Origin of the sequence: Pseudomonas sp. NLJ1 (assembly GCF_049486705.1) — a bacterium.
Taxonomy (GTDB): domain Bacteria; phylum Pseudomonadota; class Gammaproteobacteria; order Pseudomonadales; family Pseudomonadaceae; genus Aquipseudomonas; species Aquipseudomonas inefficax.
Map to the genome: position 1 here is coordinate 1,126,688 of NZ_CP137735.1, position 26,361 is coordinate 1,153,048.

27 protein-coding genes and 1 tRNA gene are annotated in these 26,361 nt (G+C 62.0%); 10 read left to right on the plus strand and 18 right to left on the minus strand.

Annotation, left to right across the window (positions count from 1 at the left end):
- Positions 1–43 precede the first annotated feature (43 nt).
- The 14 genes from R9B85_RS05015 to R9B85_RS05080 all read right to left on the minus strand — a co-directional run bounded on the left by R9B85_RS05015 (position 44) and on the right by R9B85_RS05080 (position 14,035).
- Positions 44–1,627, minus strand: a complete 1,584-nt coding sequence (locus R9B85_RS05015; RefSeq protein ID WP_423770882.1) for a flagellar hook-associated protein 3 — start codon at positions 1,625–1,627, stop codon at positions 44–46.
- A 13-nt stretch (positions 1,628–1,640) separates the two neighbouring features.
- Positions 1,641–3,671 carry a flagellar hook-associated protein FlgK gene (flgK, locus tag R9B85_RS05020; RefSeq protein ID WP_423770883.1) on the minus strand — a complete coding sequence of 677 codons (2,031 nt, stop codon included), beginning with the start codon at positions 3,669–3,671 and terminating at the stop codon, positions 1,641–1,643.
- Between the two features lie 12 nt (positions 3,672–3,683).
- Positions 3,684–4,838 (minus strand): flagellar assembly peptidoglycan hydrolase FlgJ, encoded by a 1,155-nt coding sequence (gene flgJ / locus R9B85_RS05025; RefSeq protein ID WP_112253109.1) that lies wholly within the window; start codon positions 4,836–4,838, stop codon positions 3,684–3,686.
- A gap of 11 nt (positions 4,839–4,849) precedes the next feature.
- Positions 4,850–5,959 carry a flagellar basal body P-ring protein FlgI gene (locus tag R9B85_RS05030; RefSeq protein ID WP_112253110.1) on the minus strand — a complete coding sequence of 370 codons (1,110 nt, stop codon included), beginning with the start codon at positions 5,957–5,959 and terminating at the stop codon, positions 4,850–4,852.
- Positions 5,960–5,971: 12 nt separating this feature from the next.
- Positions 5,972–6,667, minus strand: coding sequence for a flagellar basal body L-ring protein FlgH (flgH, locus tag R9B85_RS05035; RefSeq protein WP_085589051.1), 696 nt, complete (start codon positions 6,665–6,667; stop codon positions 5,972–5,974).
- A 51-nt stretch (positions 6,668–6,718) separates the two neighbouring features.
- Entirely contained in the window at positions 6,719–7,504 is a 786-nt protein-coding gene (gene flgG, locus R9B85_RS05040) for a flagellar basal-body rod protein FlgG (RefSeq protein WP_015271239.1), read from the minus strand.
- A 48-nt stretch (positions 7,505–7,552) separates the two neighbouring features.
- Complete coding sequence (flgF, locus tag R9B85_RS05045) at positions 7,553–8,293, minus strand: flagellar basal-body rod protein FlgF (RefSeq protein WP_112253255.1); 741 nt, start codon at positions 8,291–8,293, stop codon at positions 7,553–7,555.
- A 340-nt stretch (positions 8,294–8,633) separates the two neighbouring features.
- On the minus strand, positions 8,634–8,819 hold the full coding sequence (locus R9B85_RS05050; RefSeq protein WP_112253111.1) for a hypothetical protein: 186 nt from the start codon (positions 8,817–8,819) through the stop codon (positions 8,634–8,636).
- Between the two features lie 72 nt (positions 8,820–8,891).
- Complete coding sequence (flgE, locus tag R9B85_RS05055) at positions 8,892–10,247, minus strand: flagellar hook protein FlgE (RefSeq protein ID WP_112253112.1); 1,356 nt, start codon at positions 10,245–10,247, stop codon at positions 8,892–8,894.
- Positions 10,248–10,278: 31 nt separating this feature from the next.
- Entirely contained in the window at positions 10,279–10,983 is a 705-nt protein-coding gene (flgD, locus tag R9B85_RS05060; protein ID WP_215521081.1) for a flagellar hook assembly protein FlgD, read from the minus strand.
- Positions 10,984–10,998: 15 nt separating this feature from the next.
- Complete coding sequence (gene flgC / locus R9B85_RS05065; protein WP_003257260.1) at positions 10,999–11,442, minus strand: flagellar basal body rod protein FlgC; 444 nt, start codon at positions 11,440–11,442, stop codon at positions 10,999–11,001.
- Between the two features lie 2 nt (positions 11,443–11,444).
- Complete coding sequence (flgB, locus tag R9B85_RS05070; RefSeq protein ID WP_015271243.1) at positions 11,445–11,855, minus strand: flagellar basal body rod protein FlgB; 411 nt, start codon at positions 11,853–11,855, stop codon at positions 11,445–11,447.
- Between the two features lie 370 nt (positions 11,856–12,225).
- A complete protein-coding gene (cheR, locus tag R9B85_RS05075; RefSeq protein WP_015271244.1) occupies positions 12,226–13,053 on the minus strand; it encodes a protein-glutamate O-methyltransferase CheR in 828 nt (275 codons plus the stop codon).
- 52 nt (positions 13,054–13,105) lie between these two features.
- Positions 13,106–14,035, minus strand: coding sequence for a chemotaxis protein CheV (locus R9B85_RS05080; protein WP_112253115.1), 930 nt, complete (start codon positions 14,033–14,035; stop codon positions 13,106–13,108).
- A 76-nt stretch (positions 14,036–14,111) separates the two neighbouring features.
- Here R9B85_RS05080 and flgA point away from each other — a divergent pair, with 76 nt between their 5' ends.
- The 5 genes from flgA to R9B85_RS05105 all read left to right on the plus strand — a co-directional run bounded on the left by flgA (position 14,112) and on the right by R9B85_RS05105 (position 17,350).
- Positions 14,112–14,864: a flagellar basal body P-ring formation chaperone FlgA gene (gene flgA, locus R9B85_RS05085; RefSeq protein WP_112253116.1), complete on the plus strand. Its 753-nt coding sequence runs from the start codon at positions 14,112–14,114 to the stop codon at positions 14,862–14,864.
- A 164-nt stretch (positions 14,865–15,028) separates the two neighbouring features.
- Positions 15,029–15,343, plus strand: coding sequence for a flagellar biosynthesis anti-sigma factor FlgM (flgM, locus tag R9B85_RS05090; protein ID WP_112253117.1), 315 nt, complete (start codon positions 15,029–15,031; stop codon positions 15,341–15,343).
- Between the two features lie 50 nt (positions 15,344–15,393).
- Complete coding sequence (locus R9B85_RS05095) at positions 15,394–15,861, plus strand: flagella synthesis protein FlgN (RefSeq protein WP_112253118.1); 468 nt, start codon at positions 15,394–15,396, stop codon at positions 15,859–15,861.
- Between the two features lie 79 nt (positions 15,862–15,940).
- Positions 15,941–16,684 carry a flagellar brake protein gene (locus R9B85_RS05100; protein WP_215521080.1) on the plus strand — a complete coding sequence of 248 codons (744 nt, stop codon included), beginning with the start codon at positions 15,941–15,943 and terminating at the stop codon, positions 16,682–16,684.
- A gap of 96 nt (positions 16,685–16,780) precedes the next feature.
- A complete protein-coding gene (locus R9B85_RS05105; protein ID WP_112253120.1) occupies positions 16,781–17,350 on the plus strand; it encodes a hypothetical protein in 570 nt (189 codons plus the stop codon).
- 54 nt (positions 17,351–17,404) lie between these two features.
- Here R9B85_RS05105 and R9B85_RS05110 read toward each other — a convergent pair whose 3' ends face one another.
- Entirely contained in the window at positions 17,405–18,745 is a 1,341-nt protein-coding gene (locus R9B85_RS05110; RefSeq protein ID WP_112253121.1) for an MFS transporter, read from the minus strand.
- A gap of 260 nt (positions 18,746–19,005) precedes the next feature.
- Here R9B85_RS05110 and R9B85_RS05115 point away from each other — a divergent pair, with 260 nt between their 5' ends.
- Positions 19,006–19,578, plus strand: a complete 573-nt coding sequence (locus R9B85_RS05115; protein ID WP_112253122.1) for a hypothetical protein — start codon at positions 19,006–19,008, stop codon at positions 19,576–19,578.
- A gap of 28 nt (positions 19,579–19,606) precedes the next feature.
- On the opposite strand, the gene bkdR is transcribed toward R9B85_RS05115, so the two are convergent.
- Positions 19,607–20,092 carry a Bkd operon transcriptional regulator BkdR gene (gene bkdR, locus R9B85_RS05120; RefSeq protein WP_112253123.1) on the minus strand — a complete coding sequence of 162 codons (486 nt, stop codon included), beginning with the start codon at positions 20,090–20,092 and terminating at the stop codon, positions 19,607–19,609.
- Between the two features lie 198 nt (positions 20,093–20,290).
- Here bkdR and R9B85_RS05125 point away from each other — a divergent pair, with 198 nt between their 5' ends.
- The 4 genes from R9B85_RS05125 to lpdA are packed head-to-tail and all read left to right on the plus strand — an operon-like array spanning position 20,291 to position 25,237.
- Positions 20,291–21,523, plus strand: a complete 1,233-nt coding sequence (locus tag R9B85_RS05125; protein ID WP_112253124.1) for a 3-methyl-2-oxobutanoate dehydrogenase (2-methylpropanoyl-transferring) subunit alpha — start codon at positions 20,291–20,293, stop codon at positions 21,521–21,523.
- A 1-nt stretch (position 21,524) separates the two neighbouring features.
- A complete protein-coding gene (locus R9B85_RS05130) occupies positions 21,525–22,583 on the plus strand; it encodes an alpha-ketoacid dehydrogenase subunit beta (RefSeq protein ID WP_112253125.1) in 1,059 nt (352 codons plus the stop codon).
- Positions 22,584–23,855, plus strand: coding sequence for a dihydrolipoamide acetyltransferase family protein (locus tag R9B85_RS05135; protein WP_423770884.1), 1,272 nt, complete (start codon positions 22,584–22,586; stop codon positions 23,853–23,855).
- Positions 23,856–23,857: 2 nt separating this feature from the next.
- Complete coding sequence (gene lpdA, locus R9B85_RS05140) at positions 23,858–25,237, plus strand: dihydrolipoyl dehydrogenase (RefSeq protein WP_112253127.1); 1,380 nt, start codon at positions 23,858–23,860, stop codon at positions 25,235–25,237.
- A 217-nt stretch (positions 25,238–25,454) separates the two neighbouring features.
- On the opposite strand, the gene R9B85_RS05145 is transcribed toward lpdA, so the two are convergent.
- Together R9B85_RS05145 and phnN are read right to left on the minus strand one after the other, a co-directional pair.
- Positions 25,455–25,531, minus strand: a tRNA-Arg gene (locus R9B85_RS05145).
- Positions 25,532–25,642: 111 nt separating this feature from the next.
- The gene (gene phnN / locus R9B85_RS05150; RefSeq protein ID WP_112253147.1) at positions 25,643–26,236 is read right to left on the minus strand and encodes a phosphonate metabolism protein/1,5-bisphosphokinase (PRPP-forming) PhnN; all 594 of its coding nucleotides are present in this window, start codon (positions 26,234–26,236) and stop codon (positions 25,643–25,645) included.
- Between the last annotated feature and the right edge of the window lie 125 nt (positions 26,237–26,361).

Sequence of the window (26,361 nt, forward strand, 5' to 3'; positions counted from 1 at the left end):
GCGGCACACTGCGTGCAGGCCGCCCAGCACAATCAAATCTCGATCAGATGTAGTTGACCAACGACAGCCCCGCGATTTTCGCGTAGGCCTGCAATGAAGCCTGCAGCATGTTGGATTGCATGTTCAGGCGTAGCATCACCTCAGCCGGGTCGCTTTCGCGGATCGAACTTTGGGTCTTGGTGTTTTCAGCGCTTAGCGCTTCGTTGGTTTCGGCCTGCACATCCAGCGACTGGCCACGACCACCGATCGCGCTGATCGACGAGGACACCTGGTTGATGCCGCTTGCGACGTTGCCGATGGCCGAATCCAGCGAAGCCAGGAAGTTCTGCCTTGCGACCGGATCGCTGTCAACCGGCGTGCTCAAGGCAGTACGCAGTTTGCTGATGGTATCGAGTACATTCTGGGTCTGGTGGGTATTCACCTTCACCCCAAAAGAATCCCCCGCGCTCGGCGCCCCCGACAGCTCAAAGCTCACACCCGCAGCCGTTGCAGTCGTACCGCTAGGCCCGCCCAGCGAACCTTGTGCCACCGGACGGCTGTCGTCAGTGACAGGTGACGCGTACAACTCGAACGTCGAGCTGCTGGTGAACTTGAGCACAGCACCGCCTGCCGGGAAGGCAGCCTTGTAGGCGTTCTGGTCGGTGATAGTCGCACCCGTCACCTGCTCGGAGGAGGTATTACCCGGGCTGCGGGAACCAGAAACCTCGTCGGCCTTGGAGCTCAGGTTGAATTTATGCCCCGCAATAGCGGCATCTTCATTGCCCTTGTCGCCGTCCTTGAAGGTGATGTCCAGACGCAGATCGACACCGCGGAAGCTGATGCCGGCGTTTTCGCCATTGGGGTCGAACTTACCGCCCTGGCTTGCCTCCAGCGTGACGTCATTACCGTCAGCGTCTGTGATCTTGTATTCGGTGCTGCTGACGAACTCGATCGTGTACGGTTCACCGCTACGGAACCGGTCGTTGTAGGTCGAGCTACCGGAAACCTGGCCATTGGACAAGTTGATACGGCCATCGTCGGTTGGCGGCGCAGTCAACTGGGTCTGGGTGCGACTGGTATTGAGCGCCTGCTCAAAAGCGTCATAACCGGTCTCGTTGGCCGCCAGGCTGAGCATGTCGCCCACCTGCAGGTTGAGCTTTCCTTGGTCACCCTGATAGCTGTAAGTGCCGTCGGCATTACGCACGTAAGGCGGCGTATCCCCCCTGGAACCCGAGAAGATGTACTTGCCGCTCTCGTCCCGGCTGTTCATCAAGTTGAACAGTTGATCCTCCAGCGAAGCCAGCTCATCCGCATTGGCCTTGCGATCAGCGTCGGTAAACGCGCCGTTACCAGAACTGATGGCCAGTTCATTGACCCGCTGCAAAACATTGCCAATCGAGGTCAGCGTACTTTCGGCCGTACCCAACGCATTACGCACATTGACAGTATTAGTGGCGTACTGTTTAAGCATGTTCTGCTGCTGCTCAAGTTGCAACAGGCGTGCCGCCCCCACCGGGTCGTCCTTGCCGGAGCGCACACGAATGCCATCGCTGGCCTCCTGCTGACTCTTGACGGTATTGGCAAAGGTGCGCTGATAGTTGGCACTGCTGGTGTTGTAGAACTGCGAAGTGGAGATGCGTACGCTCACGATCTACGGCTCCTTAAAGACTGTTGATCAGGGTGGCGAAGGTTTCCTGGGCCGCCTTGATGATCTGCGACGACGCAGTGTAGTACTGCTGGAACTTGACCAGGTTGCCGACCTCTTCGTCGACCGACACGCCCGACAGACCATTGCGGCTGTCCAGTGCAGAGGTATGCAGTGCCGTGGTGGCATCACTGTCCATCTGTGCCTGTCCAGCCTTGCCGCCAACGTTGGAGACCAGCTTGGCATAGGCATCGTTGAAGCTGATGCCCTTGCCATCGGCACCCACCTCGACCGTGGACTTGGTTTGCAGATCAATGACCGACTGTGCATTGCGGTTGTCCGACGAGCCTGCGCCAGTCAGCGCCACGGTGTAACTGTCGCCGTTCTGCGGCGCGCCGGAAACGCTCATCTCGAAGGTGAAATTGCTGCCCAGCGAGTTGCCGCTACCATCGACCATCGGCACCGACAACTGCAATTTGTTCTCTTGGCCCGGCACAATGGTGCCGCTACCGATCTCGGTACCCTTGGCGTCGTACATCTTGTAGGCCTGGGGTGAACTGGTGTTATCGCCGAATACCAGCTTGACCGGGGTCGAGTACTTCAGGCCGGTCTGTAGCTGCGAGCGCTGGGTGGCATCGTAAATGTCCATCTCTGACGTCAGCGTCGGCTGGGTAATTACGCCAGTACCCTTGTTGCCAGAGCCGCTGGTGGCGGTCAATGGCGAGGACAGCGCCAGACGCTTGGGGTCTGTCAGCACGGTGTCGATGTTCGCTGCTGCATTGCGCGTCGGGGTGATCTTGAAACTGTCACCGGCGCTCAAGGCGCCACCGTTGAGCGCAAGGCTGAAACCGTCGATCACCGGAGCCGGGTCGTCGTCGAGGCTGTAGGTACCCATATCGGTACCATCGGGCAACTTGCGCACGGTGTACTGCTTGTCGCTGGTGAAGGTCACCTGATAGTCGCTGGTGCTCAGCTTGCCGGTGTCCTTGATGGTCACATCGAGGTTGCCAGAGCCGGCGCTGTTGCCGGTCTTGGCGATACTGCGCTGGCTGATGGCCGCGGCGCTATTGATGTCACCGAACAGGGTGGCACCGAACTCACCGTTCTTGTCGATGCCTTGGGCCAGCTGGCTGTTGATCGCATCCGCCACCACCAGGGCCACGCGGCCGAGCTCGTTGAGCGCGGGGTCGAGGGTTTCCTTGCGGTAACGGATCAAGCCGCCCAGCTCGCCACCGCTGGCGCTGCTGGTGATATCCATCTTGGTCGAGCCGCGATTGAGGATCAGGCTCATGCGGGTCGGGTCGGTAGCGCTCGGCTCCACCCCCAGGGTCTGGGTGGTCTTGCCCAGCACCAGGGCCTGGCCGTTCTTCAGGTAGATGTCGTAGTTGCCTTCACGCTCCACCACATCGGTGCCGATCAGCTTGCTCAGCTCACGCACTGCACCATCGCGCTGGTCGAGCAGGTCATTGGGCTGGCCGGAGATGGAGCTGACGCGGGAAATCTGGTCGTTGAGCTCAGCGATGGTCTTGGTCAGGTTGTTCACCTGATCAGCCATCGACACCATGTTGGCGTTGATGTCGCTGTTCTGCTGGTTGAGCTGCGATGACAGGGTATTGAAACGCTTGGCCAGGGATTGCGCGCTGGACAGCAGCAACTGACGCGATGAATCATCAGCAGGCTTGGCCGCAGCATCCTGCATGGCGCTGAAGAAGCTTTTCAGTGCAGCAGTGATACCGGTGTCGCTGCTCGACAGGGCGGTATCCAGCGGCGTGATCTGGTTCAGGTACGAGCTGGCATCGCTGCTCAGCGAGGTAGTGCTGCGCAGCTGGTTCTCGAGGAACGCGTTGTACACCCGGCGCACGTCGGCCAGGGTGGTACCGCTGCCGATGAACACCTGGCCGACTTGCTGCCCGCCCTTGGTCTTCTGCACGTTCTGCTGGCGCGAGTAGCTTTCGACATCAGCGTTGGCGATGTTGTTGCCGAGGGTGTACATCCCCGATTGCGCGGCGCCAAGCCCCGACATACCAATGTTGATCAGACTCGCCATGGTTCCATGCCCTTAAAGTTTCGTTGCGGTATCGAGCATTGCGTAGTGCTCGTACGACTTCATCTGTCTTGCGATCTGCGAGATCTTGCTGGCGTAATTCGGGTCGGTGGCGTACCCGGCCTTTTGCAACTCTTGCACGAACTGTTCCGGTTTATCGGCGGCCTTCACCGCATCTTGATAGCGCGAATTGTTCTGTAACAGGCTGACCAGGTCGTGGAAGCTGTCCTGGTAGGAATCGTAGGAGCGGAACGCCGCCGTCTCCTTGACGAACTGGCCGTCACGGAACTCGCTGGTGATCGCCCGCGCCTCGCCGCCTTCCCAGTTACCGGTCGCCTTGATGCCGAACAGGTTGTGGCTGCTGCTGCCATCGGTGTTGCGCATGACCGACTTGCCCCAACCGGTTTCCAGGGCGGCCTGCGCCACCAGGTAGCGTGGGTCGATACCAATGCGCTTCGCCGCCTGCTCGGCCATCGGCAACATGGTGGCGACGAACTCGTCGCTGTCGGCAAAGGCTTTTTTCGGTGCCAACGGTGGCTGGGCCACGGCGCGCCCGAGGATGCGCAGACCGTTGTCCGGCACGGCGAAGGCCTTGGCCACTTGCTGGCCGTCACGGGCTGGCACGGCTGCGGTATTGGTGCTGGTCGCCGACGGCACGATACCGGCCACCAGGCGGTCGGTGAGCTTGCTTGGCAGCGCCAGGCGGCGCGAATTGAGCGCGGCGACGTCGTTGCGGGCGGTGGTCGACTGCGCGGCATGCACTGGCTCGGCCACCTTGTTGCCCCACAGCGTCGGGGCATGGCCCTCGGTACGCGGAAACGGGCTGGTGTTGGCCGGCGCGCTCTTGTGCTTCGACAGCTGGCGAACCAGCACATCCTGCAGGCCGATACCACCGCCCTCGCGGGACATGCTCACGGCCAGCTGCTGGTCGTACATGTCGCGGTACTGTTTCACCGTTTCGGTGTTCATCGGGTTGTCGGCGGCCAGCACGTCACTGGCCTTGCGCGAGGCCTTGAGCATTTCGCTGATGAACAGCGATTCGAACTCCTGGGCTACCTTGCGTACGTTGGCGTCGCTGTCGCGGTCGCCATGCTTGAGCGAGCTCAGGCGATTGAGGTCGGTGTAGGCACCGCTGTCGGCGCTGCCAGTAACCAGGCTCTTGCTGTTCATCCGCGCCGTCCTCAGATCACGATCAGGTCGGCTTGCAAGGCGCCGGCCTGTTTCAGGGCTTCGAGGATGGCCATCAGGTCGCTGGGCGCTGCGCCCACCTGGTTCACCGCGCGGACGATTTCATCCAGCGTGGTGCCCGGGCCGAACTTGAACATCGGCTTGGCTTCCTGCTCGGCATTTACCCGCGAGCGTGGCACCACGGCGGTCTCGCCATTGGAGAACGGCCCCGGCTGGCTGACGATCGGGTCTTCGGTAATGGTCACGGTCAGGCTGCCGTGGGTCACCGCGGCCGGCGACACCTTGACGTTCTGGCCGATGACGATGGTGCCGGTACGCGAGTTGATGATGACCTTGGCAACCGCCTGGCCCGGGTCGATCTCGAGGTTCTCGAGGATCGACAGGTAGTCCACGCGCTGGCTCGGGTCCATCGGCGCGGTGACCCGTACCGAACCGCCGTCCACGGCCTGGGCCACGCCCGGGCCGAGCAGGTCGTTGACCTTGTCGACGATGCGCTTGGCGGTGGTGAAGTCGGGGCGGTTGAGGTTCAGGGTCAGGCTGTTGCCCTGGTTGAAGCCGCTCGGCACTGCACGCTCGACGGTAGCACCACCAGGGATACGACCGGCCGACGGAACGTTGACGGTGATCTTCGAACCGTCACGGCCCTCGGCATCGAAACCGCCTACCACCAGGTTGCCCTGGGCCACTGCATAGACATTGCCATCGATACCCTTGAGCGGGGTCATCAGCAGGCTGCCGCCACGCAGGCTCTTGGAGTTACCGATCGAGGACACGGTAATGTCCACCACCTGGCCTGGCTTGGCGAACGCCGGCAGGTCGGCATGCACCGACACTGCTGCAACGTTTTTCAGCTGCACGTTGCCGGAGCCGGCCGGCACCTTGATGCCGAACTGCGACAGCATGTTGTTGAAGGTCTGCAGGGTGAATGGCGTCTGGGTGGTCTGGTCACCCGTGCCATTGAGCCCCACCACCAGGCCGTAACCGATCAGCTGGTTGGAGCGCACGCCAGAAATGCTGGCGATATCCTTCAGGCGCTCGGCCTGGGCGCCGAAGGCACAGGACAGGAGCAGGGTTGCGGCAATCAGCTGCCTCACGTTGAACATGGTCATCCGTACTCAGAAAGGCCAAAGCGGGCTGATGAAGAAGCGGTCCAGCCACCCGGGCTGGCTGGCATCGGCAAACGAGCCGGTACCGGAATAGGTGATGCGCGCGTCGGCCACACGGGTGGACGGCACGGTGTTGTCGGTGGCGATGTCGTCGGCACGGATCATGCCGGCGATGCGCACCAGCTCTTCGCCGGTGTTCAGGGTCAGCCACTTCTCGCCACGTACGGCGATAATGCCGTTGGGCAGCACTTCGGCCACGGTCACGGTGATGGAACCGGTCAGGGTGTTGCCCTGGGTTGCCTTGCTGTCACCCTTGGTGGCGCGCTCGCCGCTGTAGCCGGCCTCCAGCGACAGGTCACCGCCGCCGAACGGGTTGTTGGTGTTCGGCGTGGTGCCGAACAATGACGTCAGGCCGATGTTGGCGTTGCTGTTCTTCTGGATCTGCGAGCCGGCGTTCTTGCTGGCCGAGGTGCGCTCGTTGAGGGTGATGGTGATGATGTCACCCACCCGGAACGCCTTGCGGTCGCTGTACAGGTTCTGCTCGAAACCGGCCTGGTAGATCGAACCGTTGTTGGCCGCCGCCGGCAACGGGGTGCGCGGCAGTACCGGCGCGTAGTACGGGTCGTTGGGCTTGGGCGTCGGCGCGACGCAACCTGCCAGCAACACCGCCCCCCCCAGGGCGAAAACGGACAACAGACGATTCATGACGCTTACCTCACGGGTGCAACAGGGTGACTGGGCTTGGAGCTGTCGGCCTTAGAGCTGTTGAGTAACGAACGACAGCATCTGGTCGGCGGTAGAGATGACCTTGGAGTTCATCTCGTAGGCACGCTGGGTGGTGATCATGTTCACCAGTTCTTCCACGGTGCTGACGTTGGAGTTTTCCAGGGTCTGCTGCAGGGTGGTGCCGAAACCGTTCAGGCCTGGGGTGCCGACTTGCGGCGCGCCACTGGCGGCGGTCTCGAGGAACAGGTTGTCGCCGATCGCCTGCAGGCCGGCCGGGTTGATGAAGTCGGCGGTCTGGATGTTGCCGATCACCTGCGCTGCCGGGTTGCCGGCGGTGGTGATCGACACGGTGCCGTCCTGTCCGACGGTGAAGGTCTGCGCGTCGTTAGGCACGACGATGGCAGGCTCCAGGGCGAAGCCGTTGGCGGTGACGATCTGGCCGTCGGAGTTCAGGTGGAAGGTACCGTCACGGGTGTACGAGACGGTGCCATCCGGCTGCAGCACCTGGAAGAAGCCACGCCCGTTGACCGCCATGTCCAGCGGGTTTTCCGTGGTTTGCAGGCTGCCGGTCTGGAAGTTCTTCTGCGTGCCGACAATGCGCACACCGGTACCGACCTGCAGGCCGGAAGGCAGCTCGCTGTCCTGGGTGGACTGCGCGCCTGGCTGGCGTTTGATCTGGTACAGCAAGTCCTGGAACTCGGCGCGATCACGCTTGAAGCCGGTGGTCGAGACGTTGGCCAGGTTGTTGGAGATGACCGTCAGGTTGGTGTCCTGGGCGGACAGGCCGGTTTTAGCGACCCAAAGAGCCGGAAGCATTTAATGTTCTCCTCGTGCGCCTGAATTACGGCACGCGTTCAAATGTGGTTAGCCGATTTGCAAAACACGCGCCATGGCTTCGTCGCCTTCCTTGGCCGCGTTCATCATCTTCACGTGCAGTTCGAATTGACGGGACAGCGCCAGCACCGAGGTCATTTCTTCCACGGCGTTGACATTGCTGCCTTCCAGGAAGCCCGACACCACCCGCACGTTGACGTCGGCGTCGGCCGGCTGGCCGTCGCGGGTATGGATCAGGCCATCCAGGCCCTTGGTCAGGCCTTTGGTATCAGGGTTGACCAGCTTGATGCGGTCGACCTCGGCCATCACCCGTGGGTCTTCGCCCATGGAGCGGATGCTGATGGTGCCGTCGGCGCCGACCTCGACCTTCTGCTCTGGCGGAATCGCAATGGGGCCACCGTTGCCGAGCACCGGCATGCCGTTGCCGGCACGCAGCACACCGAGGGCGTCGATATTCAGGCTGCCGGTACGTACATAGGCTTCACTGCCATCAGGAGCCTGCACGGCGATGAAGCCTTTGCCGGTCACCGTCACGTCCAGATCACGACCGGTTTCCACCATCGGACCTTCGCTGAAGTCGGTGGCCGGGCGCTCGGTCATGGCAAAGGCGCGCGACGGAAAGCTGTCGCCGAACACCGGCATCGAGCGGGCCTGCTCCAGGTCTCGCTGAAAACCGTTGGTGGAAATGTTCGCCAGGTTGTTGGCGTGCGCCTTCTGCGCCAGCGCATTCTGGCTGGCACCGGTCATGGCCACGTAAAGCATCTTGTCCACAGTCATCCTCCGCTGCACTGGCGATCGTTTGCCGCTCGCCGTTGCTGTAATGGCTCTGAAGCAAGTTCCGAACCAACTTTCCGAAATCGTGAAAAAGCCCGTGGATACGGGCTTTCGAAGGTGCCGCCGGTGTGTTGAACGCCGGTTATCCGGCGCTGGGTTGCCGATGGCGGCAAACCTGGGCCGGCCTCTTCGCGGGTTAACCCGCTCCCACAAGGGCATCGCGCCAGCTTTTAGAAATTGGGCAAGACAGTTGCCCCAAAAGGGCAATGCCGAACTCAAGACCTGTGCAATTCCTGTGGGAGCGGGTTTACCCGCGAAAGGGCCGGCACCGGCCTTATCAAGGCTCGCGACAAGCACCATTGCTGTAGGGGCCGGCGAATTTCTTCCAGCCATCCCCCGGCGGCCATTGCGAGCAGACCAGGCGCCCATCCACCTGGCTTTCCCAACGCCACCAGGGCGCGGTACCGGCCTGGGCCTGGTACAGGCAAAAAGCAGCGATCAATGTGACAACCAGCCGTTTCATGACGCCTCCTGCAAACACGACGAACCCCTTCACGACAAAGGGGTTCGTCCAAACACGCTCAACCAGCAACCATCAGGTCATCTGGATGATGGTCTGCATGATGGTGCTTTCGGTGGAGATGGTCTTGGCGTTCGCCTGGTAGTTGCTCTGCGCCTTGATCAACTCGACCAACTCTTGCGTCAGGTTCACGTTCGAGCCTTCCAGTGCGTTGGACTCGACGCTGCCCAGGGTACCCGTCTTCGGCGCATCGATGCCCGGAATGCCGGAGGTATAGGTTTCCGTCCAGCGGGTACCACCGATCTGCTGCAGGCCCTGCTCGTTGGCGAAGCTGGCCAGGGCCACCTGACCAATGGCGCGGGATTGCTGGTTGCTGAAGCTGGCGAACAGCACGCCCGTCGAGTCGATGCTCAGGCTCGACAGAATACCGGTCGCGTAACCATCCTGGGACTGCGACATGCGCGCGGTCTCGGTGTTGTAGGAGGTGGTGCTGTTCATCGCCAGGCGCATGCCATCGGCGTTGCCGGCGGCGCCATTCGAACCCCAGTTACCTGCGGAATCTTCCACCGCCGGCACCCAGCCGGTCATGGTGAAGGTGTTGTTATTCACCGTGAACGAAGCACCCGCCGGGTGCCCGGTGTTATCGGCCGTCATGCTGCTGACCGAACCATCGCTGTTGAAACTGATGGTGCCGGTCAGCGGCGCAGTAGAGGCCGGGTTGAACGGGTTGCGCCCGTCCACCAGGGTGTACATGGTCCACTCATTGGTGCCGGTCTTGCGATAGAACTGCTCCATGGTGTGCTCGTTGCCCTGACTGTCGTAGACCTTGGTCGGGAACGACTTGGTGTACGTCGTCTGGTCGGAAGGATCGAACGGCAGGTTCGGCACCATCGCGCCACTGCCATCGTCGACTTCCAGCGGGATGTCGGCGGCCGAAGAATTCAGGTTGATGCCCTGGTCGATCAGCGATGTTGCCTTTGGCTGCAGCGAAGACGTATCGATCTGCAGATCGGTCAGCACACCCTTCTGGATCTTGCCAGTCGAGTCGGCGGCATAGCCCTGCAGGCGCAGGCCGTCCGAGGTCACCACGAAGTTGTCCTTGCTGGCCTGGAAAGCACCCGCACGGGTGTACACGCGCGAGCCGTTATCGGACAGCACGAAGAAGCCCTGGCCCTGGATGCCCATGTCCAGCACGTTGCCGGTGGTGTTGACGTCACCCTGGGTGAACTGCTGGGAAACGGCCGCCAGGCGCACACCGTTACCCACCTGGTTCTTGCCCACGCCCAGGCGGTTGGAGCCGGCGTAGACATCGGCGAACTCGGCACGCGACGACTTGAAGCCGTTGGTGTTGACGTTGGCGATGTTGTTGCCGGTGACATCCAGCTGTTTGTTTGCTGCGTACAGACCGCTAAGGCCGATATTGAAAGACATGAATTCGCTCCTTTTGCCGCACTAGCGGGCCTTAGATACCGATGGTTTGCACGTCGGAGAGGGACACTTTGCCGACACCGGCAAGGTTGAGCACCATTTCGCCGGCGGCGCTGAAGCTGACGCTGGTCACTTTGGCTGGCAGCAGCGTGTTCATCTGCACCGACTTGCCATCTACCGTGGTGCTGGCGGTGAAGGTGTAGGTGCCAGGGTCGACTTTCTCGCCGCTGTTGTTGGTACCGTCCCAGATGAAATCGGCGTAACCGGCTTTCTGTTCGCCCAGTTCGATGGTCTTGACGGTATTGCCGTCCTTGTCCTTGATGGTGATCTTCGCTTCGCCGATGGCTTGCGGCACCACGAACTGCGCATTGAAGCTTTCGGCGGTATCGACCACCGCCTTGTCGTTCTGCACCACCACCGAGCGCCCGACCAGCGACGACGCCTGCAAGGCCTGGGACGAGGCCATGGAGCCGGTAATGGCATTGACCGATTCGTTCAGCGAGGTAATGCCTTCCAGGCTGCTGAACTGTGCCAACTGGGCAACGAACTCACCATTGTCCTGCGGGTCCAGCGGGTTCTGGTGCTGCATCTGGGTGACCAGCAACTGCAGGAAAGCGTCCTTGCCGAGCGAGTCGTTGCCGGTCTTGGATGCAGTGTCGACGGTCTTTTTCGTGGGTGCACCCACACCGGAAGCCGTGAGCACTTCATTGAGGTTCACGCCGGTAGTATCGATTGCCATGGTCTGGTTTCCTTATCACTGACCGAGGGTCAGGACTTTCTGCATCATGGCCTTGGCCGTGTTCATCAGCTCGGCGTTGGTCTGGAACGCGCGGCTGGCGGAGATCATGTCTGCCATCTCCTCGACCACGTTGACGTTGGGGTAGTAGACGTAACCGTCCTTGTTCGCCGCCGGGTGGTTGGGCTCGTAGCGAGCTTCCAGGTTACTCTGGTCCTCGACGATGCCTTTTACCTGCACGCCCTGCCCTGCCTCGCCCTGGTCTTCGAACAGCGACTGGCTGCCGCCGGCCTGCGCGTCCTGGAAGGTGGTGGCGAACACCGGGTGGCGGGCGCGGTAGGTCTGGTCGATGCTCGAGGACACGGTCTCGGCGTTGGCGATGTTGGAAGCAACGGTGTTCAGGCGCGTGTTCTGCGCACTCATGCCGCTACCGGCAATGTTGAAGACACTGGAAAGGGACATGATCATTCTCCCCGCAGGGCCGACACCAGCCCTTTGAATTTACTGTTGAGCAAGGTGAAGCTGGCCTGGAAGCCGACGGCGTTTTCGGTGTAGTTCGATTGCTCGATCTGCGCGTCCACGGTGTTCTGGTCGATCGACGGCTGCGTTGGCGTGCGGTACTTGAGGGTATCGTCGGCCATGGCCAGGCCCTCGGCCTCGATATGGCGGCTGTTGGTACGATCGAGGCTGAAACGGCCGCCACTCTGCTGCTTGTCGCTTTCGGCAGCGAGCACCGAGGCGAAGTCCATGTCGCGCGCCTTGTAGTTGGGCGTGTCGGCGTTGGCGATGTTGTTGGCCAGCACTTCGGCACGCTGGGCGCGGAAGCCCAGGGCCTTTTCGTGAATACCAAGCGCCTTGTCGAAGCTGATGCTCATGTCGGGGAAACCTTCGGAGGTTGACCGGAATATCGTTGGGCAAGGTATAGCAAGGGCTGTGCCAACCAACAGAAAGCCAGGAAATACGGGCTTGCAGGGCGAGGTGCTGTCAGAGTGATGCCAGAAAAGCGGCAAAGGCCTTCCGCCTTGAGCGACGAAAGCGGCAATTGCCAGGCGGCAAAAGCGGCAAAACAAAAAATTGACGTCAGTGTCTGTTGTCTGTTGGGACCTCTTCGCGGGTAAACCCGCTCCCACAGGGTTGTGCACAGCTCTCGAAGGCGACGCCGTACCTGTGGGAGCGGGTTTACCCGCGAAGAGGCCGGCACAGGCAAACAAAAAGGCCGGCAACTTGCGTTGCCGGCCTTTGTGCTTACTTCGCCTGGTAGATGATCCCCGGGCTGCACTGCACCATCTGGTAATGGTCCGGCAACCCGTTCAGCGCTTCGGAAGCCCCGAGGAACAGATACCCGCCCGGCTTCAAGGTACTGTGGATACGCAACAGGATGTCCTTCTTCACCTGCGCCGAGAAGTAGATCAGCACGTTACGGCAGAACACCACATCGAACTTGCCCAGGCTGGCATAGCTGTCGAGCAGGTTGAACGAGCGGAACTCGACGCGGCTGCGAATCGCCGGCTTGACCGCCCAGCGCCCCGGCCCCTTGGTGTCGAAGTAGCGCTGCAGGCGCTCCTGCGACAAGCCACGGGCAATCGCCAGGCTGTCGTACTCGCCGGTCTTGCAGTTGGTCAGCATGGTGCCGGACAGGTCGGTGGCAACGATCTGCGCGCCCATCTTCAACTGGCCGAGGTTGCTGCGCTCGAACTCGTCGATGGCCATCGAGATGGAGTACGGCTCCTGCCCCGACGAACAGGCCGCCGACCACATGCGCAGGCGCTGGCCGGGGTTGTTGCGGATGAACTCGGGGATGACCTTGTTCTTCAACACCTCGAACGGGTAGGTATCGCGAAACCACAGGGTCTCGTTAGTGGTCATGGCATCGACCACCTGCTCGCGCAAGCCGCCGCGCGGCTGGGCCTGGATGCGCTGCACCAGCTCGCCCAGGCTCTTGATGCCCTGTTGCTCCATCAGCTTGTTGAGACGGCTGGAAACCAGGTACTGCTTATTCTCGCCCAGAAGGATGCCACAGGCTTTCTCCAGGAACACCCGGAACTGTTCGAAATCCAAATTACCCGTAGACACTACTGCCGCCTCTTTTCAATCACTGGTGCCGGGGGGCCAGCCCCCGGCGGCTTCAATGCGTTGCCTTGATCCGGTCGACCACGCGCTGGGCGAGGTCGTCCGGCTTGAACTTGGCCAGGAAGTCATCGGCACCGACCTTCTTGACCATTGCCTGGTTGAATACCCCGGACAGCGAAGTATGCAGGCAGATATGCAGCTTTTGCATGCGCGGATCACTGCGGATCTCGGCCGTAAGCGTATAGCCGTCCATTTCCGGCATTTCAATGTCCGAGATCATCATCAGGAACTCTTCTTCCGGCTTCTTGCCCTCGTCCACCAGCTTGCGCAGGTATTCCAGGGCCTGACGGCCGTCATTGAGCGCCACCACCTCGACCCCCACGGTCTGCAGGCAGCGGCTGACCTGCTTGCGCGCCACCGACGAGTCGTCGACGGTGAGCACCCGCAGCAGCACCGCCTTGTCCTGCACCTCGGCATCGACCACCCCGGCCGACACCGACTCGGACGACGGCGCCACTTCGGCCAGCACCTTCTCCACATCGATGATCTCGACCATGCGGTTATCCACCCGGGTGACCGCAGTCAGGTAGTGATCGCGGCCAGTGCCCTTGGGTGGCGGATGGATTTCTTCCCAGTTCATGTTGACGATGCGCTCCACCGAATGCACCAGGAAACCTTGGGTCTTGGTGTTGTACTCGGTGATGATCACAAAACTGCTGCGCGTGTCTTCCTGCAGCGGCCGCAACCCGGTGGCCATCGACAGGTCGAGGATCGGGATGGTTGCCCCGCGAATATTGGCAACACCGCGCACTACCGGGTGCGCCTTGGGCAGCAGGGTCAGTGCAGGGCATTGCAGCACTTCCCTGACCTTGAATACGTTGATGCCGTAAAGCTGTTCGCCATTGAGGCGGAACAGCAGCAATTCCAGGCGATTCTGCCCCACCAGCTGCGTGCGCTGGTTGACCGAATCCATAACACCTGCCATGCCAGACTCCTTATGTTTCAGCCTTTCGTTGCAACTCAGTTAGCGAGTCGGCACGGGCTTTGCTTTTTTGAGCGCCATGTACACGAAAACGACATTTTCCCGACGATTGACACGCCTGCTGACTGGCTCGCTGGCCATGCTGTGCCTGCTGGTGCCCGGCGTTCGCACGATGGCGAACGCGTTTACCATGCCTGAACAGCTTATCGGTGTCACTCAAGGGTTTCTTGAATTCAGCGTCGAAGATTATCTGGCCACCACCCAGACCGCCGGCCGTTACGAGATCCAGGTCAACCCGCTTGACCCACGCCTGCGCATGCCGCTGTGCAGCCAGCAGCTGGACGCCTCGCTGGAAAGCCCGGCCCAGCCGCTGGGCCGTGTCACGGTAAAGGTGCGCTGCGAGGGCACGACACCATGGACCGTGTTCGTGCCGGCCACCGTGCGGCTGTTCCGCAACGTGGTGGTGGTGACCCGGCCGCTCAAGCGCGACAACGTGGTGGGTGAAGGCGACGTGGCCCTGCGCGAACGCGATGTCGGCACCTTGGGCCAAGGCTTTCTGACCGAACTGGAGCAAGCGGTGGGCATGAAGATGCTGCGCCCGACGGTGATCGACCAGGTACTCACCCCGCAACACCTGGAACAGGCCGAGGTGGTGCGCAAGGGCGACCACGTGGTGATCATCGCCCGCAGTGGCAGCCTGAGTGTGCGCATGCCCGGCGAGGCCCTGAGCAAGGGCGGCCTGAGCGAACAGATCCGGGTGCGCAACCTCAATTCCAAACGGGTGATCAAGGCCAGGGTGACCGGCCCCGGCCAGGTCGAGGTAAGTATGTAGCCAGCCCATTGATTTGCGCTGGCGGTGAGGAACCGCTTTTCCTAAACTGTGTCAGAAAACGGGTTCGCGAGCTTGCTGACAGGCGGCTGTGCATTTGTGCCTAAAGTTTCTTTCGGGTTGGCCGAAAACAAGGCAAGCGTCCAAATACCCAGAGGTTTCTGATCATGGTCATCGACTTCAGTCGTTTGAATAACTCTCCGTCCGTCACGGGCGGCGTGCGCGGCAACACCGCGTCCGGCAGCGCCGAAAAACCGGCAGCCAGCCAGGAAGCGGCAACCACCACCAGCGCCAGCGGAGAAGCGGTACACCTCAGCCAAGAGGCCCAGCAGTTGCAGAAGATCAGCGACAAGCTGCGCGACGAGCCGGTGGTCAACAGTGCCCGTGTGGCCCAGTTGAAACAGGCGATCGCCGACGGCAGCTACCAGGTCGATGCCGGCCGGGTCGCCAGCAAACTGCTCGATTTCGAAGCCCAGCGCTGACCGTTCGGCGCGCTGACTTCACGGACGCTAGATAAAGCCAAGAGTTAGCCATGCACGACACCACCTTGCTGCAACTGATCGAAGATGACATTGCCCCGATGCAGGAACTGCTCGATCTCCTGCAGAAGGAGGCCGTTGCACTGCACGGCCGCGACATGGCGCCACTGGAAAACATCCTGGCCCGCAAGCAGTCTTTGATCGTATTGCTGGAGCAGCAAGGCCTGCGGCGCAACCAACTGCTCACCAGCCTTGGCCTGAGCGCCAACCGCGCCGGGGTGGAGGCCGTTGCGGCACAATCGCCAAACGGCGAACTGCTGCTGCAGCAACTCGACGTGATCAGCCAGTTGATGCAAGCCTGCCAGCAGCTCAACGAGACCAATGGCCGGATCATCCAGGTGCAGCAACACGTCACCGACAACCAGATCCGCATCCTCATGGGTGGCGATTCGCCCTCGCTCTACGACAGCCGCGGCAGCACCTCGCCGCTGACCAAGCCACGGGCCCTCAGCCAAGTGTGATTTTTCTATCAAGGCACGGAACATACTGGCAAAATGCCGTTAATTGCGTGTTTCGCTTTTGCCTGGAGAACGATAAGCCGTGTTCAATGAATCCGATGCCCCGCAGCCGCCAAAGGTGCTGAGCACTCCCTTGGAGATTGCGGCCAACTTGCGGCAGCTGCAGGAAAGCCACGACCCCCTGATCATCACCTTCCACGACCGCAGCCAGCGCTTCCAGAGCTACGTGGTGCACGTGGACCGTGAAAGCAACACCTTGGCGCTGGACGAGATGATCCCGCGCGACGGTGAGAAGTTCATCGAAAACGGCGAACACTTCCGCGTCGAGGGCTTCCACGATGGCGTGCGTATCGCCTGGGACTGCAATCACGAGCTGAAGATCAGCGAAGTCGATGGCAACCGCTGCTACCGCGGCGCCATGCCGGTAGAAATGACCTACCACCAGCGCCGCAACGCCTTCCGCGCCGCGCTGAAGCTGTCGCAGCTGGTCGATATCATCTTTGATGGGACCCATCTCAAAGGCAACGGCGCCCTGCGTGGCAAGCTGCTGGATATCTCCGCCACCGGCTGCAAACTGCGCTTTGAAGGCAATGTCGAGGATCGCCTGCAACTGGGCCAGGTGTACGAGCGCTTCAAGGCGGGCAACCCGCTGGGCCTGGTGGACACCATGGTCGAGCTGCGCCACCTGCACTATGAAGAGCGCATCAACACCACTTTTGCCGGTGTGCGCTTCCACAACCTCAGCGGCCAGGCGCAGCGCAAGATCGAAAGCTTCGTGTACCAGCTGCAGCGTGAGGCGCGGCGGTTCGACAAGGACGATTATTGATGACCCGCATGCGGAACATTTCCCGCTGAGCGTGCATGTTACGCCTGTCTAATGTGTCCACTCCTGGCAACGCCGTCTTCTGGAGCTGGACACACCATGATTCAAAGCAACTTCACCGCAGAACTGCACTGTCAACATGGGCAGGTCGGGGTCGTCGAAACGCCGATCTATGTGCACCCGCTGTTTTCTCTCGACCAGGATGGCTGGTTGTGCACCGAGGACCAGCGGGGAGACACCGTCAGTTTCAAGCCACTGACCTTCACCTTCCGCTTCATCAGGCATACCGGTGACCGCATTCACTACAACATCTACGGAGCGGAAACCTGGGAATACTTCGGCGCCAGCATGAAAAAAAACCGCAACGGTTGGCTGGGCCTTTACGCAACCCACATCCTCGGCAGGGTCATAGGAGCTGATGGCGCCTTCGACGATCTTGTTGATGACAAGGGCCAGTGGAAAATTGAAACCCTGGGCACCTGGGATGGCGACTTGCAAAGCATTGAAAGCGTGCCTTTCTATTTGCGCGATCGGGACGGCCACCGTGTTGCACTGTCAAAGTCGATCTACACCCGAGAAAAAGTCAAACTGCATTACTGGTTCCTGAACGCCGGAACTAAAGAAGGCGAGATCCTCACATTCCACTTGAAGAACGTCAAGGCTGGCTGAACCGGCCCCGAGCCCGCCGCCTGCCACAGTGCGCTGCAGGTCGGCGGGCAAGGATCATACCGATTGCTTGAGGCCGGCATCGGCTTCAGCCTGCTGCTCGGTTGATGACGGCTCTTCCTCGGTGTCCTCCGCTGCCACCGGCGCCTGCATCACCTCCTGCACCGTCTGCTCATCCACCCGTGGGTCCAGTGCCGCCGACAACGGCGAACCGGCCGCCGGCATGGCCACGTGGCCCAACGGCGCGTCCTGCACCTGGTGCAGGCCGGTAACCGCTTTCGGCCGGATGCGCCACACCAGCACCAGCGCAAAGAACACGAAGAAGGCATACAGCATCTGCGGCCCCAGCACCTTCATCAGCACGCCAGCCGCCAATGGCCCGATACAGGCGCCTACGCCGTAGGTCACCAACAGCATTGCAGTCAGCGACACCCGCCGCTCGCTTTCCACGTGGTCATTGGAAAACGCCACCGCCAGCGGATACAGGCAGAACTGCAGTAAGGAAATCAGGAAACCAATGCCGAACAGCAATTCCAGCGGCACGCTGGGCAGTATCGCCAACGGCGCAGCCGCCAGCGCCAAGCCTACTGCCACGCTGCGGATCAGCACCGCGCGGTCATAGCGGTCCGACAACCAGCCCAGCGGCCACTGCACAAGCAGGCCGGCAAAGATGCAGCTACCCATGAACAGACCGATCTGCTCGGTGGTCATCCCCTGGCTGGAAGCATACAACGGCGCCAGGCCGTAGAACGAGCCGACAATCAGCCCCGACCCAAGCACCGTGCTGAGCGACTGCGGCACGCGCTTGATGAAGAACTTCGGCTCCATCGGTGCCGGGCGCAACGGCGCCGGGTGAATGCGCCGGGTCATCGCGACCGGCACCAGGCACAGGGTGAAGCACATGGCAACCAGCATCAGCAGCTCGAGGCCAAGTTGCGGGTGCACCACCAGGATCAACTGGCCAAGCACCAGGCCCAGGTACGAAGCGATCATGTAGCCGCTGAACACCGCGCCGCGGTGCTTCACATCGGCCTGCTCGTTGAGCCAGCTCTCGATGACCATGTACTGGCACATCATCCCCAGGCCAACGATCATGCGCAGCCCGACCCAGGCCGGCAGCCAGCTGGTAAGGCCGTGGCCGAGCACCGCCGCGCCAACGATACCGGCGCAGGTAGCATAGGCGCGTATGTGCCCGACCCGGCCAATCAACCGGTGGCCGACCTTGCCGCCGACCGCCAGGCCAAAGTAGTTGGCCGCCATCAAGGCACCCACCCACAGGCTGTCGACATGATCGGCTGCCAGGCGCAGGGCCAGGTAGGTACTGAGCAGGCCCGAGCCGATCAACATCATCAGCGCGGCGAAATACAACGACTGAAACGGCTTCCAGATATTTCGCATAGGTCCCGTAAAGCTCCCTGGTCAGGTGGCGGGGTGCTAGAAGCATAAGGGCAAAAACCGCCTGGCGCAGGCCCCCTTGAGTGATTTGCCGCTACTGCGGCGTGTCCGGTGCAGGTCGTGTCGCGATCAGGCTTGTGCCGCCGCGCCCGAAGCTCCGATAGGCGTGCTGAAGAAGAAGTTCCAGATCTTCAACCGGCCATGACCGGTCTACCGTGAAGCCCCACGTGCCCGTCCGAGCATTTAACTCAAGGAAAACCCACATGATTCGAGCCAACTTTACCGCCGAACTGCACTGCAAGTACGGCCAGGTGGTCATCGCTGACACATCTTTCAGTGCCCATCCGTTCACCAGCGCCGACGAAGACGGCTGGCTGTGCACCGAGCAAAGCCGCGACTGCGCCGCGAAAAAAGGCGAGTTCAAGCGCGCAGCATTCGACTTCGCCTTCATCGAGCAGAAAGACAATCGCACCTATTACCAGATATCGTGCGGCCAGCACTGGGACTACGCCGGATCGCGGCTCGAACGCAACAACAATGGCTGGCTGGGCCTGTATGCCACCAGCGTCGTCGGGCGAATCATCGACAGCGTGAACCTGGCCAACCTGACCCGCGCTGCCGACCACTGGAAAATCGAAACCCTGCAACCGTGGGACGGTGACCTGGGGAGCGCCGAGAGCATTGGATTCTACCTACGCGACAGGTTTGGCTACCGCGTTGCCCATACCCGCCCAGACCCGAACAGCGTCGCGCTGACCAACCAACCCTTCCTCAACGCCAGCGAGCGGCCAGGAGAGGTCCTGCAATTCAATCTGCGCAATATCAAACTGGCATAGCGCCTTCGCCGAGCACTGCGCGCAAGCCCTACTCGCGTAGCGCCAGGCCATTGGCAGGCAACGGCAGCGCGGTCTTGTAGCGCACCTGTTTCAAGGCAAAGCTGGAGCGGATGTTGGCCACCCCCGGCAATCGGGTCAGGTAATCAAGAAACCGCTCCAGCGCCTGGATGCTCGGCAGTAGCACCCGCAACAGGTAATCCGGGTCACCGGTCATCAGGTAGCACTCCATCACCTCGGGCCGTTCGGCGATCTCTTCTTCGAAGCGGTGCAATGCCTGCTCCACCTGCTTCTCCAGGCTTACATGGATGAAAACGTTCACATCCAGGCCCAGCACCTCCGGCGACAGCAAGGTCACCTGCTGGCGAATCACGCCCAACTCTTCCATCGCCTTGACCCGGTTGAAACACGGCGTTGGCGACAGGTTCACCGAGCGGGCCAGCTCGGCGTTGGTGATGCGGGCGTTTTCCTGCAGGCTGTTGAGAATGCCGATATCGGTACGATCGAGTTTGCGCATGAGACAAAATCACCGGTTTTTTGTGTTTATGCGGAATGTTTATCTGCCCCGCTCGACAAAGGCAATCAACTTGAGAGAAAAATTCTCCTGCCGGACCTCTAAGATGTAGGGGACGCTGACTTACCAGTCACAAGCCGGTACTCAGCGGCGGCCGCTTCAAAGCTCACAAAAACAAATACCCGAGCGAGCGTAAAAAGCATGAACGAGTACGCCCCCCTGCGTTTGCATGTGCCCGAGCCTACCGGCCGGCCAGGCTGCCAGACCGATTTCTCCTACCTGCGCCTGAACGATGCAGGTCAAGCCCGTAAACCCCCTGTCGACGTCGATGCTGCCGACACCGCGGACCTGTCCTACAGCCTGATCCGCGTGCTCGACGAGCAAGGCGACGCACAAGGCCCATGGGCCGAAGACATCGACCCGCAAGTTCTCCGTCAGGGCATGCGTGCCATGCTCAAGACGCGGATTTTCGACAGCCGCATGGTGGTCGCCCAGCGCCAGAAGAAGATGTCCTTCTACATGCAGAGCCTGGGTGAAGAAGCCATCGGCAGCGGCCAGGCCCTGGCGCTGAACCGCACCGACATGTGCTTCCCCACCTACCGCCAGCAAAGCATCCTGATGGCCCGCGACGTGTCGCTGGTCGAGATGATCTGCCAGCTGCTGTCCAACGAACGCGACCCGCTCAAGGGCCGCCAGCTGCCGATCATGTACTCGGTACGCGAGGCCGGTTTCTTCACCATCAGCGGCAACCTGGCGACCCAGTTCGTGCAGGCGGTCGGCTGGGCCATGGCCTCGGCGATCAAGGGCGATACCAAGATCGCCTCGGCGTGGATCGGCGACGGCGCAACAGCCGAGTCGGACTTCCACACCGCCCTCACCTTCGCCCACGTTTATCGCGCCCCGGTGATCCTCAACGTGGTCAACAACCAGTGGGCCATCTCTACCTTCCAGGCCATCGCCGGCGGCGAATCGACCACCTTCGCCGGCCGTGGCGTGGGTTGCGGCATTGCCTCGCTGCGGGTTGACGGCAACGACTTCGTCGCCGTGTACGCCGCCTCGCGCTGGGCCGCCGAACGCGCCCGCCGTGGCCTTGGCCCAAGCCTGATCGAGTGGGTCACCTACCGTGCCGGCCCGCACTCGACCTCGGACGACCCGTCCAAGTACCGCCCCGCCGATGACTGGAGCCACTTCCCGCTGGGTGACCCGATCGCCCGCCTGAAGCAGCACCTGATCAAGATCGGCCACTGGTCCGAGGAAGAACACCAGGCCACCACTGCCGAGTTCGAAGCTGCGGTCATCGCCGCGCAGAAGGAAGCCGAGCAGTACGGCACCCTGGCCAACGGTCACATCCCGAGCGCCGCCTCGATGTTCGAGGACGTGTACAAGGAAATGCCCGATCACCTGCGCCGCCAACGCCAGGAACTGGGGGTTTGAGATGAACGACCACAACAACAGCATCAACCCGGAAACCGCCATGGCCACCACTACCATGACCATGATCCAGGCCCTGCGCTCGGCCATGGATGTCATGCTCGAGCGCGACGACAATGTGGTCGTGTACGGCCAGGACGTCGGTTACTTCGGCGGCGTGTTCCGCTGCACCGAAGGCCTGCAGAACAAGTACGGCAAATCGCGCGTGTTCGACGCGCCGATCTCCGAGAGCGGCATCGTCGGCACTGCCGTGGGCATGGGTGCCTACGGCCTGCGCCCGGTGGTGGAAATCCAGTTCGCCGACTACTTCTACCCGGCCTCCGACCAGATCGTTTCCGAGATGGCGCGCCTGCGTTACCGTTCGGCCGGCGAGTTCATCGCGCCGTTGACCCTGCGCATGCCTTGCGGCGGCGGCATCTACGGCGGCCAGACCCACAGCCAGAGCCCGGAAGCGATGTTCACCCAGGTGTGCGGCCTGCGCACCGTCATGCCGTCCAACCCGTATGACGCCAAAGGCCTGCTGATTGCCTCGATCGAATGCGATGACCCGGTGATCTTCCTCGAGCCCAAGCGCCTGTACAACGGCCCGTTCGATGGCCACCACGACCGCCCTGTCACCCCGTGGTCGAAGCACCCGCAAAGTACCGTGCCAGACGGTTACTACACCGTACCGCTGGACAAGGCGGCCATTACCCGCCCCGGCAATGACGTGACCGTGCTGACCTACGGCACCACCGTGTACGTGGCCCAGGTGGCCGCCGAAGAAACCGGCGTCGACGCCGAGGTGATCGACCTGCGCAGCCTGTGGCCGCTGGACCTCGACACCATCGTCGAATCGGTGAAAAAGACCGGCCGTTGCGTAGTGGTACACGAGGCCACCCGCACCTGCGGCTTCGGCGCCGAACTGGTGTCGCTGGTGCAGGAACACTGCTTCCACCACCTGGAGGCGCCGATCGAGCGCGTCACCGGCTGGGACACCCCCTACCCCCACGCACAGGAATGGGCTTACTTCCCAGGGCCTTCGCGGGTAGGTGCGGCATTGAAAAAGGTCATGGAGGTCTGAATGGGCACGCACGTCATCAAGATGCCGGACATTGGCGAAGGCATCGCGCAGGTCGAGTTGGTCGAGTGGTTCGTCAAGGTCGGCGACATGATCGCCGAAGACCAGGTAGTGGCCGACGTCATGACCGACAAGGCCACCGTCGAAATCCCTTCGCCGGTCAGCGGCAAGGTGCTGGCCCTGGGTGGGCAGCCCGGTGAAGTGATGGCGGTCGGCAGCGAGCTGATCCGCATCGAAGTGGAAGGCAGCGGCAACCATGTGGACGTGCCGCACGCCAAGCCGGCCGAGGCCCCGGCAGCTCCGGTAGCCGCCAAGCCGGAACCGCAGAAAGAAGTGAAGCCTGCTGCATGCCAGGCGCCTGCCAACCATGAGGCAGCGCCCATCGTGCCGCGCCAGCCGGGCGACAAGCCGCTGGCCTCGCCGGCGGTGCGCAAGCGTGCCCTGGATGCCGGTATCGAACTGCGTTACGTGCATGGCAGCGGCCCGGCCGGGCGTATCCTGCACGAAGACCTCGACGCCTTCATGAGCAAGCCGCACAGCGCTGGCGGGCAAGCGTCGAGCGGCTATGCCAAGCGCACTGACAGCGAGCAGGTGCCGGTGATCGGCCTGCGCCGCAAGATCGCCCAACGCATGCAGGACGCCAAGCGCCGGGTCGCGCACTTCAGCTATGTGGAAGAAATCGACGTCACCGCCCTGGAAGCCCTGCGCCAGCAACTCAACAGCAAGCACGGCGACAGCCGCGGCAAGCTGACCCTGCTGCCGTTCCTGGTGCGCGCCCTGGTCGTGGCACTGCGCGACTTCCCACAGATCAATGCCACCTATGACGACGAAGCCCAGGTCATCACCCGCCATGGCGCGGTGCATGTGGGCATCGCCACCCAAGGTGACAACGGCCTGATGGTGCCGGTGCTGCGCCATGCCGAAGCTGGCAGCCTGTGGAGCAATGCCGGCGAGATTTCGCGCCTGGCCAACGCTGCCCGCAACAACAAGGCCAGCCGCGATGAGCTGTCCGGTTCGACCATTACCCTGACCAGCCTGGGCGCCCTGGGCGGTATCGTCAGTACGCCGGTGGTCAACACGCCGGAAGTGGCGATCGTCGGCGTCAACCGCATGGTCGAGCGGCCGGTGGTGATCGACGGCCAGATCGTCGTGCGCAAGATGATGAACCTGTCCAGCTCGTTCGACCACCGCGCGGTCGATGGCATGGACGCCGCGCTGTTCATCCAGGCCGTGCGCGGCCTGCTCGAACAACCCGCCTGCCTGTTCGTGGAGTGAGCATGCAACAGACTATCCAGACTACCCTGTTGATCATCGGCGGCGGCCCTGGTGGCTACGTGGCTGCCATCCGCGCCGGGCAACTGGGCATCCCCACCGTGCTGGTGGAAGGCCAGGCACTGGGCGGTACCTGCCTGAACATCGGCTGCATCCCGTCCAAGGCGCTGATCCACGTGGCCGAGCAGTTCCACCAGACCTCGCGCTTTGCCGGGCCGTCGGAGCTGGGCATCAGCGTCGCTTCGCCACGCCTGGACATTGGCCAGAGCGTGGCCTGGAAGGACGGCATCGTCGACCGCCTGACTACCGGAGTCGCCGCGCTGCTGAAAAAGCATGGGGTAAAGGTGATCCATGGCTGGGCGAAGGTGCTCGACGGCAAGCAGGTCGAGGTCGACGGCCAGCGCATCCAGTGCGAGCACCTGTTGCTGGCCACTGGTTCCAGCAGTGTCCAACTGCCGATGCTGCCGCTGGGCGGGCCGATCATTTCCTCGACCGAAGCCCTGGCGCCGAAAACCTTGCCGCAGCACCTGGTAGTGGTGGGCGGCGGCTACATCGGCCTGGAGCTGGGCATCGCCTACCGCAAGCTGGGTGCACGGGTCAGCGTGGTTGAAGCGCGCGAGCGCATCCTGCCGACCTACGACAGCGAGCTGACCGCCCCGGTGGCCGAGTCGCTGAAGAAGCTGGGCATCACCCTGCACCTGGGCCACAGCGTCGAGGGTTACGAAGGCGGCTGTCTGCTGGCCCGTGATGGCCAGGGCGGCCAACTGCGCCTGGAAGCCGACCAGGTGCTGGTGGCCGTGGGCCGTCGGCCGCGCACGCAAGGTTTCAACCTGGAGTGCCTGGACCTGAAGATGAACGGCGCCGCCGTTGCCATCGACGAACGCTGCCAGACCAGCATGCGCAACGTCTGGGCCATCGGCGACGTGGCCGGCGAACCGATGCTGGCGCACCGGGCCATGGCCCAGGGCGAGATGGTCGCCGAGATCATCGCCGGCAAGGCACGCCGTTTCGAACCCAGCGCGATCGCCGCGGTGTGTTTCACCGACCCGGAAGTAGTGGTGGTCGGCAAGACCCCGGAGCAAGCCAGCCAGCAAGGGTTGGACTGCATCGTCGCGCAGTTCCCGTTCGCCGCCAATGGCCGGGCCATGAGCCTGGAATCGAAAAGCGGTTTCGTGCGCGTGGTGGCGCGCCGTGACAACCACCTGATCCTCGGTTGGCAGGCGGTTGGCGTGGCGGTTTCCGAGTTGTCGACGGCGTTCGCCCAGTCGCTGGAAATGGGCGCGTGCCTGGAGGACGTGGCCGGTACCATCCATGCCCACCCGACACTGGGTGAGGCGGTACAGGAAGCGGCACTGCGCGCCCTGGGCCACGCCCTGCATATCTGACACTGAAGCGGCCAAGGCCGATTTTGGCCCGCAGCGCCCCAGGCGCCGCGGGTCTTTTTTCATGCCTGAATCGGTGCCGGCCTCTTCGCGGGTAAACCCGCTCCCACAGGATTTGTACTGCCTTTGAGCCTTGTGCAATACCTGTGGGACCAGGCTGAATTCTTCGCTGTTGACGACCGGTGGCCAAAAGGCAGGCCAGGAAAGAAGCAAGGAGAAATGGCGTCCCAGGCAGGAATTGAACCTGCAACCTTCCCCTTAGGAGGGGGATGCTCTATCCAATTGAGCTACTGAGACGCAAATGCCGGCAGCGAGCGCTGCACAGCGGGACGGCCAGCATGTTAACCAGCATGCTGGCGTTTGTCATGCCTCAAGCGGGCTTTTTCGCGTAATCCTTTTCTGCCAATGCTACACCTGCGGCAGCACAGCTTCATCATGCAGCAGCGCGAACAATGCCGCGACCGCGGTTTCCAGAGTGGTGGAGTTGTCCAGCACGTGCAGCGATGGATCGGCCAGCGCCTGCAAGCGTGCATTACGTGCAAGGCGCTGCTCTACTTCCTCGGCGCTTTCCCGCCCGCGGGCCAGCAAGCGCTCGCGCAGCACCTCGGGCCTGACCTGGACCAGCACAGCCAACAGGTTCGGGTAGCGTCGGCGCGCCTCGGCCAGATAAGCCCGCGAACCATTCACCAGCACCGCCCTGCCCGCCGCCAGCCACTGGTCCACCTGTACTGGAATGCCGTAATCCAGGCCGTTGGCTTGCCAATACATGGCGAAAGCACCTTGTGCGCGCAGTGCTTCGAACTGCTCGGATGTGACGCCATGGGCGGCTTCGCCCTTGGCTTCGGCCGAGCGGGTAATGACGCGACGAGCGATTTGCACCCCGGCGGCTGCCAGCCGCTCACGAGAAGCGTCGATCAGGGAATCTTTCCCGGAACCCGACGGTCCTACCAGATAGATCAACCGGCCTGTCCCTGATTGGCGGTCGCTTGCGTCATGTTGCATAGCCACTATGCTCTATGGAAGGAAACCGGCGCATTCTATGATTTTTCCCGGTCTTTTGCTGCGTTTCACCAGTTTTTGGCGGCAAAAGTCTGACGATTGGGCAAGCCGGCGCATGTAAAACTTTT

Bases quoted from the DNA above. Each gene is read 5' to 3' on its own strand.
- flgK (WP_423770883.1), bottom strand. From the start codon at position 3,671: ATGGCGAGTCTGATCAACATTGGTATGTCGGGGCTTGGCGCCGCGCAA.
- flgJ (WP_112253109.1), bottom strand. From the start codon at position 4,838: ATGAACAGCAAGAGCCTGGTTACTGGCAGCGCCGACAGCGGTGCCTAC.
- R9B85_RS05030 (WP_112253110.1), bottom strand. From the start codon at position 5,959: ATGTTCAACGTGAGGCAGCTGATTGCCGCAACCCTGCTCCTGTCCTGT.
- flgH (WP_085589051.1), bottom strand. From the start codon at position 6,667: ATGAATCGTCTGTTGTCCGTTTTCGCCCTGGGGGGGGCGGTGTTGCTG.
- flgG (WP_015271239.1), bottom strand. From the start codon at position 7,504: ATGCTTCCGGCTCTTTGGGTCGCTAAAACCGGCCTGTCCGCCCAGGAC.
- R9B85_RS05050 (WP_112253111.1), bottom strand. From the start codon at position 8,819: ATGAAACGGCTGGTTGTCACATTGATCGCTGCTTTTTGCCTGTACCAG.
- flgE (WP_112253112.1), bottom strand. From the start codon at position 10,247: ATGTCTTTCAATATCGGCCTTAGCGGTCTGTACGCAGCAAACAAACAG.
- flgD (WP_215521081.1), bottom strand. From the start codon at position 10,983: ATGGCAATCGATACTACCGGCGTGAACCTCAATGAAGTGCTCACGGCT.
- flgC (WP_003257260.1), bottom strand. From the start codon at position 11,442: ATGTCCCTTTCCAGTGTCTTCAACATTGCCGGTAGCGGCATGAGTGCG.
- flgB (WP_015271243.1), bottom strand. From the start codon at position 11,855: ATGAGCATCAGCTTCGACAAGGCGCTTGGTATTCACGAAAAGGCCCTG.
- R9B85_RS05080 (WP_112253115.1), bottom strand. From the start codon at position 14,035: ATGGCAGGTGTTATGGATTCGGTCAACCAGCGCACGCAGCTGGTGGGG.
- flgA (WP_112253116.1), top strand. From the start codon at position 14,112: ATGTACACGAAAACGACATTTTCCCGACGATTGACACGCCTGCTGACT.
- flgM (WP_112253117.1), top strand. From the start codon at position 15,029: ATGGTCATCGACTTCAGTCGTTTGAATAACTCTCCGTCCGTCACGGGC.
- R9B85_RS05095 (WP_112253118.1), top strand. From the start codon at position 15,394: ATGCACGACACCACCTTGCTGCAACTGATCGAAGATGACATTGCCCCG.
- R9B85_RS05105 (WP_112253120.1), top strand. From the start codon at position 16,781: ATGATTCAAAGCAACTTCACCGCAGAACTGCACTGTCAACATGGGCAG.
- R9B85_RS05110 (WP_112253121.1), bottom strand. From the start codon at position 18,745: ATGCGAAATATCTGGAAGCCGTTTCAGTCGTTGTATTTCGCCGCGCTG.
- R9B85_RS05115 (WP_112253122.1), top strand. From the start codon at position 19,006: ATGATTCGAGCCAACTTTACCGCCGAACTGCACTGCAAGTACGGCCAG.
- bkdR (WP_112253123.1), bottom strand. From the start codon at position 20,092: ATGCGCAAACTCGATCGTACCGATATCGGCATTCTCAACAGCCTGCAG.
- R9B85_RS05125 (WP_112253124.1), top strand. From the start codon at position 20,291: ATGAACGAGTACGCCCCCCTGCGTTTGCATGTGCCCGAGCCTACCGGC.
- R9B85_RS05130 (WP_112253125.1), top strand. From the start codon at position 21,525: ATGAACGACCACAACAACAGCATCAACCCGGAAACCGCCATGGCCACC.
- R9B85_RS05135 (WP_423770884.1), top strand. From the start codon at position 22,584: ATGGGCACGCACGTCATCAAGATGCCGGACATTGGCGAAGGCATCGCG.
- lpdA (WP_112253127.1), top strand. From the start codon at position 23,858: ATGCAACAGACTATCCAGACTACCCTGTTGATCATCGGCGGCGGCCCT.
- phnN (WP_112253147.1), bottom strand. From the start codon at position 26,236: ATGCAACATGACGCAAGCGACCGCCAATCAGGGACAGGCCGGTTGATC.